This is a genomic window from Aureibacillus halotolerans, from assembly GCF_004363045.1.
GTDB classification, from domain to species: domain Bacteria; phylum Bacillota; class Bacilli; order Bacillales; family DSM-28697; genus Aureibacillus; species Aureibacillus halotolerans.
Map to the genome: position 1 here is coordinate 131,860 of NZ_SNYJ01000007.1, position 12,131 is coordinate 143,990.

Consider the following 12,131-nt stretch of genomic DNA (forward strand, 5'->3'; position numbering starts at 1 on the left):
ATATATTGCTAGTATTATTCGCTAAATTTAGAATAGGGGTTAAAGGTTTCATGTGCAACTTCCTAACAAATGTATAGACATTTACCACAGGAGTTGATGAATGACATAGCCGCATTTTACCCGAGGGGGTTTTGAACAATGACACATCATGGATTTCCAATCAAACAAGGGCTATACGATCCGAAATTTGAGCACGACGCTTGTGGCGTTGGATTCATCGCTCATATTAAAAACAATGCAACACATGACATCGTAACACAGGGAGTCCAAATGCTTTGTCGTATGGATCACCGTGGGGGTCAAGGGAGTGATCCTCTATCAGGTGATGGAGCGGGCATTATGACTCAAATTCCTCACACCTTTTTTCAATCAAAAATGAAAGAACAGCAGGTACACCTGCCCAATTCAGGTCAATATGGTGTTGCCATGGTGTTCTTCCCCATGAATACCTCACTTCGCGAAACATGCGAAACCATCTTTGAAGAGACTATTCGAAATGAAGGTCAGACGTTTCTGGGCTGGCGTGATGTTCCAGTGGACGCATCCGTCATTGGTGAAACGGCAAGGAATGCTCAACCTTACGTGAAGCAAGCGTTTATTGAAGCTACTGGTGATTTGAAACAAAACCAGGAAGCATTTGAGCGCAAGCTTTATGTTATTCGTAAAAAGGTGGAGCATGCTGTAGCTCAAGAAAACGGATTGTCAGAAAGCATCTTTTATGTACCTAGTTTATCGACTCGTACGATTGTTTACAAGGGAATGCTTACACCAGATCAATTAGATCGTTTTTATGTTGACCTTAAAGATGCTGGATATACGTCTGCCTTTTCGCTAGTTCATTCACGTTTTAGCACAAACACTTTCCCAAGTTGGGAGCGTGCGCATCCAAACCGTTATCTAATTCACAACGGTGAAATTAACACACTTACTGGAAACGTCAATTGGATGAAAGCGCGTCAAAGTGTTGCATCCTCTTCATTATTCGAAAACGGCATTAAAGAGATCACACCTATTATAGATGAAACAGGTAGTGATTCTTCCATGCTGGACAATGCGCTTGAATTTTTAACGCTAGGTGGAAGACCTTTACCGAAAGCAGCTATGATGATGATTCCTGAGCCTTGGGATAAAGAAATTCATATGGACCCTAAAAAACAGGCTTTTTATGAGTACCATAGTAGCTTAATGGAGCCATGGGATGGGCCAACCGCAACGGCGTTTTCAGATGGAAAACAAATCGGCGCTATGCTCGACCGCAACGGATTACGTCCGGCACGTTACTATGTCACGAATGATGACCTTGTCGTGTTTGCTTCAGAGGTTGGTGTGCTTAATATCCCTGAAGAATCCATTGTGGAGAAAAAGCGACTCAGCCCAGGGCATTTGCTTTATATTGATCTTGAGGAAGGTCGGATTGTTTCTGATAAAGAGATCAAAGACCACTACTTTAACGAATACCCTTATGAGCAGTGGATTGATGACAATATGATTCAATCGGCAAACCTCCCATCAATTGAAGCGGACGCAAAGGTTGGAGCAAATGATCTTTTACGCTACCAAAAAGCGTTCGGCTATACGTATGAAGAGCTGCAAAAAAACCTAAAGCCAATGGTTACTGAAAAGAAAGACCCTATTGGCTCTATGGGGAATGACGCTCCATTAGCAGTGTTATCAAATAAGTCGCAGTTGCTTTATAACTATTTTAAGCAGCTTTTTGCACAGGTCACGAATCCGCCAATTGATGCGATCCGTGAAGAGTGCGTTACGTCTACGTTAAGCTTTTTAGGAGCTGAAGGTAATCTCCTTGACCCTCAGCCTGAGAGCTGTAGAAGAATTCGTTTAGAAACACCTATTTTAACAGCCAAACAACTTGCTGCATTGCGACAAATGCAAGCACCGGAATTTGTAGCTGAAACGTTAGATATGACCTTTACAGCAAATGAGAGCTCTATCGAGGAAGGTTTGCACGACTTGTTCGCACAGGCAGACAAGGCGATTGCAAATGGAGTGACGTTGCTCATTTTGTCAGATGTCAATATTAGCATTGAACGTTCTGCTTTGCCTGCGCTGCTTGCTGTGAGTGGCTTGCATCATCAGCTTGTTCAAAAAGGTACTCGTTCAAAGGTCAGCCTTCTTGTCGAAACAGCAGAAGCGAGAGATGTCCATCATTTCTCTATGCTTTTAGGTTATGGAGCAGACGCAATTCAACCGTACCTTGGTGTCGCGTCTCTACATCAGTTGATCCAAGATGGGGATATTGAAGGATTTACGCCTGAAGAAGCTGAAGCACAATATATTGATTCTGCAACGAGTGGCATTGTTAAAGTGCTTTCGAAAATGGGGATTTCAACGATTCAAAGCTATCGTGGTGCACAAATCTTTGAAGCAATTGGGATTCACCATGATGTTATTGAAAGCTACTTCAAGGGCACAGCATCCCAGTTAAGCGGGATTCAGTTAGATATGATCGCAAAGGAAACCCTTTTGCGTCACGAAAAAGCATTCCACTCATCAGCCTACGACGAGCTTACTTTAGATACAGGCGGCGACTTGCAGTATCGTCGCAACGAAGAGCACCATGCGTTTAATCCGTTAACGATTCATACGCTTCAGCAAGCTTCTCGTACGAACAATAAAGACCTCTATAAGAAATTCTCTGACATGGCAACAAACGATGAAGTGACGTTTTTGCGTGGTTTGTTGGATTTCAAAGACAGCGATCGTTCAATCCCTCTTGAAGAGGTTGAGCCTGTAGAAAGTTTATTCAAACGTTTTAAAACAGGTGCTATGAGCTACGGTGCTTTGAGCGAAGAAGCTCATGAAGCGCTCGCCATTGCGATGAACCGAATTGGTGGCCGCAGCAATAGTGGTGAGGGCGGTGAAAACCCTTCTCGTTTCACACCAGATGAAAATGGCGACAATCGGATTAGTGCGATTAAACAGGTGGCTTCAGGGCGTTTTGGTGTGAATAGCCATTACCTAGTTAACGCAGATGAGATTCAAATTAAAATGGCTCAAGGCGCGAAGCCGGGAGAAGGCGGACAGTTGCCAGATTTCAAGGTGTATCCTTGGATTGCTGAAGTGCGTGGCACGACGGCTGGCGTAGGTCTTATTTCACCACCACCGCACCATGACATTTATTCAATTGAGGATTTGGCACAGCTCATTCATGATTTGAAGAACGCCAATCCGAGAGCTCGAATTAGCGTAAAGCTCGTAAGTAAGACAGGTGTTGGAACAATTGCGGCTGGTGTTGCAAAAGGACTTGCTGATGTTATCCTAATCGCTGGATATGAAGGCGGTACTGGAGCATCTCCGCGTACAAGTATCCGCCATGCTGGTTTGCCTTGGGAAATCGGGCTTGCTGAAACACATCAAACACTGTTGTTAAACGATTTGCGAGATCGTATCGTGCTTGAAACAGACGGTAAAATGATGACTGGCCGGGATGTCGTATTGGCAACATTGCTTGGTGCAGAGGAATATGGATTTTCGACAGCACCACTTGTCGTGCTCGGGTGTATTCTCATGAGAGCATGTCATTTAGATACATGTCCGGTTGGGGTGGCGACACAAAACCCAGAGCTTCGTAAAAAAATGATTGGCTCACCAGACCACGTCGTGAACTACATGACGTTCATTGCTGAAGAAGTACGCGAAATCATGGCGCAGCTTGGCTTCCGTACGATTGATGAAATGATCGGACGGACCGATGTTTTAGAGATGAGTGCGAAAGCACAAAATCACTGGAAAGCAAAAGATTTAGATATTACAGCATTACTCTATCAACCGAATGTGCCTGACACTGTTGGGCGTTATCATACAAAATCACAGGATCATAAGCTTGATCAGTCACTAGACTCAACATCGATTGTAGCTGCTTGTGAACCAGCTTTAGAGAGACAAGAAGCTGTGGAGTTGACGTTGCCAATTAGCAACATCAATCGTGTCGTTGGTACGATCCTCGGGCACGAGGTAACAAAACGTTACGGTGCAAAAGGGTTAGCCGATCACACCATCCGAGTGAATCTTGAAGGATCTGCTGGTCAAAGTCTTGGTGCCTTCCTGCCTAAGGGCATTACGCTTTCGCTAACAGGCGATGCCAATGATTATGTCGGCAAAGGGCTTTCAGGCGGTAAGGTCATTGTGAAAAAACCGACTTCCTTCCATTTTGAATCCTCTGAGCACGTGATCGCTGGGAACGTAGCGATGTTTGGTGCCACATCAGGTGAGGCGTATATCAATGGGAAAGCCGGAGAGCGTTTTGCTGTAAGAAATAGTGGCGGACGTGCCGTTGTGGAAGGCGTTGGTGATCACGGCTGTGAGTATATGACAGGCGGACGGGTTGTAATTCTTGGTGAGGTAGGTAAAAACTTTGGAGCCGGAATGTCTGGTGGAGTAGCCTATGTATTGGCGCCAGAGGCACAAGCTTTTGCAAACCTCTGCAATCACGAACTTATTGAGTTGCACGACGTCACAGACGCTGTGGATGCTCAAGAGCTTAAGCACCTCATTGAACAGCACGCATTGCATACAGATTCAGATATTGCGAAGCGTTTGCTTGCCGACTGGGAGAACAGCCTTGGCTTGTTCGTTAAAGTGATCCCTACAGACTATAGAGAGATTAACAATGCCATTACTGGCTATACAAATAAAGGCATGAGTCGTGAAGAAGCGATCATGAAGGCCTTTAATGCAAAAAAGCAAAAATCAATACAGCCGACCAGTGACGAACCACTGGTGCCTGTTGAGAATTAAGGAGGGCGTCTGGAATGGGTAAGCCAACAGGATTTATGGACTATCAGAGAGAAAAGCCTAAAGAGCGCGATCCAGTGTCCCGTTTAAATGACTGGAAGGAATACCAGCTCCCTTATGAGGAAAAAACACTCAAGCAGCAAGGGGCTCGTTGTATGGATTGCGGCACACCTTTTTGTCACACCGGCATTGAAATTGCCGGTGCGGCATCTGGTTGCCCGTTGTACAACCTTATTCCTGAATGGAATGACCTTGTTTATCGAGGACGTTGGAAAGAAGCACTTGATCGTCTCTTAAAAACAAACAATTTTCCTGAGTTTACTGGGCGAGTGTGTCCAGCTCCTTGTGAAGGTTCATGTACGGTTGCGATAAATGATCCAGCGGTTGCCATTAAGAGCATCGAGCGATCCATTATCGATAAAGGGTTTGAAGAAGGATGGATGACGCCACAGCCCCCTTCTCATCGTTCTGGCAAGCACGTGGCGATCATTGGATCTGGTCCTGCTGGATTGGCTGCAGCCGATCAGCTAAACAAAGCTGGTCATTTCGTGACAGTCTATGAAAAATCAGATCGCATTGGCGGTTTATTGATGTACGGCATCCCGAACATGAAGCTTGAGAAACGATTGATTGAACGTCGCGTGGAGCTCATGGAAGCAGAAGGGGTCACGTTTGTTGCCAATACAGAAATTGGAACAGACCTTTCAATGGACCAAGTGAAAGCGGACAATGATGCGGTTATCCTTGCGATTGGTGCATTGAAGCAGCGCGAGATCGACCTCGAAAATCGTGAAGCGGATGGCGTCCATTTGGCAATGGATTACTTGACGCAAAACACGAAAAGCTTGCTTGATTCAAATCATGAAGACCAAAACTATATTTCAGCTGAAGGCAAGGACGTTATCGTCATAGGTGGGGGAGATACTGGAGCTGACTGTGTCGCTACAGCTGTTCGCCAAAACTGTAATTCTGTCGTGCAGTTTGGCAAGTACCCTCAGCTTCCATACGACCGTATCAATGAAAATCCTTGGCCACAGCAGCCGCAAGTTTTTTCGCTTGATTATGCGTATGAAGAAGCAAAAGCGTTGTTTGGTAATGATCCACGTGAATATGCGATTATGACAAAGCGTTTCGAGATGGACGAGAATGGAAAGCTCAAGGCTTTGCATACCGTTCAATCGCAAAAAGAGGTCGATGAAAACGGACGGGTGACAATGCGCGAGATTCCAGGAAGTGAAAAAGCCTGGCCAGCTCAGCTTGTCTTCGTAGCAATTGGGTTTGAAGGTCCAGAAGAAGAATTGTTAAGCCAAATGAATCTTGAGCGTGGGCAGCGCAACACAGTAAAAGCGGAGTATGGCACCTATACAACGAACGAAGAAGGCGTATTTGCTGCCGGAGATGTTCGTCGCGGACAAAGCTTAATTGTTTGGGCAATTCATGAAGGCAGAGAAGCCGCAAGAGAATGCGATCGTTTTCTCATGGGGTCAACGGTTCTTCCGTAAATCATATGAATGCAGAGTCGTTTTTTACTGACACCAAGCTCGCTTCAGTTCGGGGGAGATTCCTTGAATTGAAGCAACCTGGTGTTTTTGTTTTACTTTTGTTCGATGAAGGGAAGAGAAAAATAGCAGATGGAAAGGATGAGACAAAATGAAAGCGTTTGTAGTCGAAGCTCCATTTAAAGCAAGTGTTCAAGAGGTTGCTGAACCAGCATGCGGTCCGGATGAGATTCGAATTGCCGTAGAGCGTGTTGGCATTTGTGGAACAGATCATCATATCTTTAAAGGAGAGTTTTTATCCCCATACCCCATCATTCCTGGGCATGAATTTTCAGGCACCATCGATCAGATTGGCGAAAATGTGAGCTCGTTTACAGTTGGAGAGCGTGTGACCGCGGATCCAACACTTGTGTGTGGGGCTTGCTACTACTGCCAAACACAGCGTTTTAATCATTGTGAGCAGTGGGGCGCGATCGGCAATACGGTCAATGGGGCAATGGCCGAAAAAGTCGTTGTTCCTGCAAAAAACGTGATGAAGCTTCCGGATCAAATGTCGTTCGGAGAAGGTGCTTTCGTTGAACCTGTGGCTTGTGTCGTTCATGGCATGAATCAGTTGAATGCGAAAGCCGGTGATCGAGCCATTCTTTTTGGTGTTGGAGCGATGGGTCAACAGCTCGTTCAGGCTCTTGTAAAGGTCGGCGTCTCCGAGTTAACCGTTGTGGATGTGGAGGAGGATAAATTGGCTCTAGCCGTGGAGTGGGGGGCAACACGTGGGGTTTTATCTACCCATTTGGACGAGGAGCTTGCGGAAGAACGATTGTTCGATATCGTCGTAGATGCAACGGGTATTCCAGCAGTGGTTCAAAAAGCCTTTACCTTCTTAGGGCCAGCAGCTACGTATTTGCAGTTCGGCGTGACTCCGCAGGGCAGTAACGTGCAGCTCGATCCGTTTACGCTCTATCACAAAGACTTAAAGCTTCTTGGTTCCATGGCAATTAATCAGACATTTATCCCTGCGTTTCATTGGGTCGCCAACCAACGTGTTTCGGTGGAGCACTTGATTCGTCGTACCGTCACGTTAGAGGATCTAGCGCAATATTTTCAAGATGGACCAACTGCTAAAGATATGAAAACACAGCTGCAAATATAGCCGTTAGATGAATGAGCCTCCGAGGTGATGAGCCGACTCCAGGAGGCTTTTTTCAATTGCTTTTAAACTGTAAATAACGAGTCGGCAATAATTTCATTGAACATAAATAAATCACAAAAAATGGTCACAATCATCAACTGATGATGCGTGACCATTTTCAATTGTAAAGTAAGGGATAAAAAGATAGTTGTCGAGCATTTAAACATATCACGAAAGGAGGGAAAATTAAACTAGATTAGACCTAAATTTACATAATCTTCATGATGCATTTACATTATTTAGGTAGGATTAGGACTATGAAAACTCAATTTCATAGGAGTCGAAAATATGGATGTTGTAATGAATAACGTCACAATGATGTTTCAAAGTAGTACAGCAATAAAAAATACAAGCCTATCCTTTCAAAGTGGTCGATTAACAACTTTGCTAGGTCCGAGTGGGTGTGGCAAAAGCACAACTTTGTTTTTGCTGGCCGGTATTTACAAGCCTTCGAATGGAAGCATTTATTTTGGCGATCGAGATGTGACGAAGGTTGAGCCTGAAGATCGTGGTGTAGGGATGGTTTTTCAAAATTATGCTCTTTACCCACATATGAGTGTTCTAAAGAATATTATGTTTCCGCTAAAAATGATGCGCGTCCCGAAGGCTGAACGATTCGAAAGAGCCATGGATATGGCGAAGCTTGTGAAGATCGACCACCTAGCAGACCGGAAGCCTAAGCAGCTCTCGGGAGGACAGCAGCAGCGTGTGGCTATTGCTAGAGCATTAGTTAAACAACCTTCGTTGTTATTGCTTGATGAGCCTTTATCCAATCTCGACGCACGCTTGCGGTTGGAAATGCGTGATGAGATTCGCCGGATTCAACAAGAAACAAAGGTCACAACGGTCTTTGTTACACATGATCAGGATGAAGCGATGAGCATCGCCGATCATATTGCATTGATGCATGAGGGAGACCTACAACAACAAGGGTCAGGGGAGTCTCTTTACAGGACACCTGCGAATCAATTCGTTGCGTCGTTTTTAGGCACTCCACCGATGAACTGGTTGAATGTCTCTCAAACGAAAAACAATTCTATCATGATTAATGAAACAAAAAGTGCGTTGGCTTTGCATCATATTAATCTATCTGATTGCTCACAAGAGATGGTAGCAGGTGTTCGACCGGAACATGTGCACATTCATGAAAGAGGCGCATTATCAGGGAAGGTGTTGCAAGTGTATTTCATAGGTCGTGATCGGTTTGCCAAGATCGCACTGAAGGATGGCGACATTTCCGCTCTCCTTTATCAACACCAACAAGTGGATGTAGGAGACTTTGTCCATGCGGCTTTTTCTGAAGAACATCTTCATCTCTTCGATAAGACAACGAAGGAGAATTGCTTTATCTCTAGAGAGGAGGATGAGAATGAACGAACAACCAACGTGGGCATCCACGGCTAAGGCGTTTGTGTATTTATTGCCTGCCTTTGCTATCATTGCGGTGTTCACGATGTATCCGATTCTCAGTTCACTCGTTATGTCATTTTATACAGACTATGACTTTTTCAATAATGAAGTCTATGCCTATGGGTTCGGGAATTTTGTTGAGCTTGCCACCGACCCAAGTTTCCGAACTGCTCTACTGAATACGCTCATTTTTGTCATTGGTGTTGTACCAGCCTCTATCTTGATTTCATTGGTCATTGCAGTCTTACTCAACAGCAACATCAAAGGCATCCGCTTTTTTAGAACATCGTATTTTTTGCCTTTCGTCACATCTGTTGTAGCTGTAAGTATCGTATGGAACTGGATTTATCATTCAGACTATGGCTTGCTGAACTACGGACTAGGGTTGTTTGGAATTGCCCCTATTGACTGGTTGACGGATCCGGCTTATGCAATGCCTGCCCTTATTATATTGTGCATTTGGAAGGGGTTAGGATTTAATATCGTCATCTTTTTGGCCGGTTTGCAAGGCATTGATCGTAATCACATCCTCGCTGCAAAGATCGATGGTGCACGTGGGACAAGGCGGTTCTTTCACATTATTGTGCCTTTGCTTTCTTCTACGACCTTCTTCGTCACGCTCATTACAATGATTTCTTCTTTTAAAGTGTTTGATGAAGTGTATGCACTTTTTAGTGGAAGGCCAGGTCCTGCCAACAGCGCACTGACTGTTGTGTATTATGTGTACCAAAAGTTTTATAGTGAGTGGGAGTTTGGACTAGCTTCTGCAGCAGCGTATGTCCTGTTTGTCATTATTCTGCTATTAACTATCGTGCAAATCGTTGTTAGTAAAAAGTTGGTGCATTACCAATGAACAAAAGCAGACAGATGTTGGCAACCGTTGTCGTGTATTTTGTATTAACAGTTGGGGCTATTTTCATGCTTTTGCCTTTTGTGTGGATGATCATCACCTCCTTGAAAGAAGCCAATGAAGTAATGTCAATGCCACCTGTATGGATTCCATCTAGCTGGGAATGGTCGAATTATGCCGAGGCATGGGCAAAGGCACCTTTTGATACCTATTTTATGAATAGTATGATCATCACAGTGGTCGTGACAGTTGGTGAGCTCATCACAACGATTCTGGCAGCGTATGCCTTTTCACGAATGTCCTTTTACGGACGTGATGTGTTGTTTGTTTTATTTCTGGCAACGATGATGGTCCCTGGGGAAGTGCTTCTCATTCCGAATTACGTTACTGTAACGGAATTCGGATGGCTGAATAGCTATGAAGCACTCATTGTACCTTGGACAGCAAGTGTTTTTGCCATCTTTTTATTACGTCAATGGTTCCTAAATATGCCTAAAGAGCTGAGCTATGCGGCGAAGATAGATGGATGCAAAGATCGTCACATTTTATTGTATGTGTTTGTCCCTTTAGCAAAACCATCGCTCGTCACTATTGCGCTTCTGAAAATTGTTGGGAGCTGGAATGCGTTTTTGTGGCCACTCATTGTGACCAACTCCGTTGAGATGAGGACACTGCCTGTAGGATTAACATCCTTTACAACAGAAGCAGGCACGATATATGAGCTTCTCATGGCCGCATCAACGATGGTCATTCTACCAATGGTGCTCTTGTTCTTCTTTACACAAAAATACATTGTCGCTGGTGTAGCAAGGGCAGGCATTAAAGGATAAGGAATGCAATGAAAATTGCTTATACCTCCAGTATGTAAGACAAGCCTTTACGATATTATTTCTATCACTAAGAGTCAAATGCCATTTTTGGCTACAAATAGAGAAAGGGTGAATGGTATGAAAAAGCAACAAATTAAATGGGTAATGCTGTGTCTACTATGTATTTTAACGGCATGTGGAGGGAATTCTTCATCAGCACCATCAGCCCCGGCTTCGAATGAAACGAACAATCAAGAGGCAGAAACCTTCACGACAACATTGACTGAACCTGTTGAACTTGAGTTTTGGCATGCGATGACAGGCGATCATGAGACGGCATTAAAAGCGATCGTCGATACGTTTAATAGCGAGCATGAAAACATTACGGTAAAGCCTGTACCACAAGGCAATTATGGGGATCTTCAGCAGAAGATTATGGCCGCTGCAAAAGCAAAAAATTTACCTGCTATAGCTCAAGCAACATCAGATGCTGTGCCAATGTACGCAGCGAATGACTTTCTAATTTCATTCACGCCTTATGTTGAAAATGAAGAGGTCGGCTTGTCTGAGGAAGAGTTGGAAGATGTTGTTGAAGTCTTCCGTGCTTCGTCACAATGGAATAATGAATATTATGCGATGCCTTTTTCAAAGAGCACGAGAATTCTGTTTTACAACCAAGGATTGCTAGAGGAGAACGGTCAAGAGGTCCCAACGACCTGGGGAGAAGTACGCTCAGTTGCGGAAGCAATCACCACCGATACAGTAACAGGAATGGGCTTTGAAAACGATCTTCTTTCAGAATTTCAGGCAGTCTTGAAGCAGATGGGCGGTCAGTACATGGAAGAAGAAACAGGCGAAATCACTTTTAATACGGATGAAGGCATCGCAGCGTTGACATTAATTGATTCAATGATTGCTGATGGTATTGCGAGGACGGCTGGTGAGGATGGGTTTATGTCAAATCCATTCGGAAGAGGCGACGTGGGCATGTACATCGGATCGTCTGCTGGCTTGCCGTTTGTCGCTGCAGCGGCTGAGGGCAACATTGAGTGGGGAGCCTCCACATTACCATCTTTTGAAGGAACAGAAGCGACCCAGTTTGCAGGGAATGATGTCGTTGCCTTTAACCAAGGAACACAAGAAGAACAATTGGCCTCATGGTTGTTTGCGAAATACCTCATTTCCCCAGAAGTGACGGCCGATTGGTCAATGAAAACGGGGTATTTGCCTGTACGTTACTCGGCTCAAGAATTGCCTGAGTATCAAGCATATGTAGAAGAAAACCCAGGACATGCAGTCGGAACAAAACAGTTTGATGCCGGCTTCTTCACTGCCAGACTTGAGAATTCGAATGCAGTTCGTACCATTGTGAACGAAGAGATTGAAAATGCCATTCTTGACCGCAAGTCAGTGGAAGAAGCGCTGTTAGCTGCTGAGGAACGGGGAACCGAAGAGTTAGGGAATTAAGTGGTGTATCTTTCTAACTCAACTTTCGCAGAGCAAAAAACACTTTTAACGTTTGCTGTGCCTGAGTTGAAGCAAGGTGAGATAGGGTAATTGCCATCTTGAAAACATGTGTAAATACTTGCATTTTAAAAGATAGTCGTCGTATTTTGACT

The 12,131-nt window shown here is 44.5% G+C and carries 7 protein-coding genes; all 7 read left to right on the top strand.

The annotated features are described in order from the left end of the window. The first annotated feature begins 138 nt into the window (after window positions 1–138). Window positions 139–4,758, top strand: a complete 4,620-nt coding sequence (gltB, locus tag EV213_RS10215; RefSeq protein WP_133580434.1) for a glutamate synthase large subunit — start codon at window positions 139–141, stop codon at window positions 4,756–4,758. Window positions 4,759–4,772: 14 nt separating this feature from the next. Beyond that, window positions 4,773–6,257 carry a glutamate synthase subunit beta gene (locus EV213_RS10220; RefSeq protein WP_133580435.1) on the top strand — a complete coding sequence of 495 codons (1,485 nt, stop codon included), beginning with the start codon at window positions 4,773–4,775 and terminating at the stop codon, window positions 6,255–6,257. A 148-nt stretch (window positions 6,258–6,405) separates the two neighbouring features. Continuing rightward, window positions 6,406–7,404, top strand: a complete 999-nt coding sequence (locus tag EV213_RS10225; protein WP_133580436.1) for an alcohol dehydrogenase catalytic domain-containing protein — start codon at window positions 6,406–6,408, stop codon at window positions 7,402–7,404. A gap of 327 nt (window positions 7,405–7,731) precedes the next feature. After that, window positions 7,732–8,847: an ABC transporter ATP-binding protein gene (locus tag EV213_RS10230; protein WP_166639252.1), complete on the top strand. Its 1,116-nt coding sequence runs from the start codon at window positions 7,732–7,734 to the stop codon at window positions 8,845–8,847. Then, on the top strand, window positions 8,813–9,706 hold the full coding sequence (locus tag EV213_RS10235) for a carbohydrate ABC transporter permease (protein WP_133580437.1): 894 nt from the start codon (window positions 8,813–8,815) through the stop codon (window positions 9,704–9,706). The genes EV213_RS10230 and EV213_RS10235 overlap by 35 nt, the downstream gene beginning before the upstream one ends. Then, entirely contained in the window at window positions 9,703–10,533 is an 831-nt protein-coding gene (locus tag EV213_RS10240) for a carbohydrate ABC transporter permease (protein WP_133580438.1), read from the top strand. Before EV213_RS10235 ends, EV213_RS10240 begins: the two co-directional genes overlap by 4 nt. A gap of 117 nt (window positions 10,534–10,650) precedes the next feature. Continuing rightward, window positions 10,651–11,979, top strand: a complete 1,329-nt coding sequence (locus EV213_RS10245; RefSeq protein WP_166639253.1) for an ABC transporter substrate-binding protein — start codon at window positions 10,651–10,653, stop codon at window positions 11,977–11,979. The last annotated feature ends 152 nt before the right edge of the window (window positions 11,980–12,131 follow it).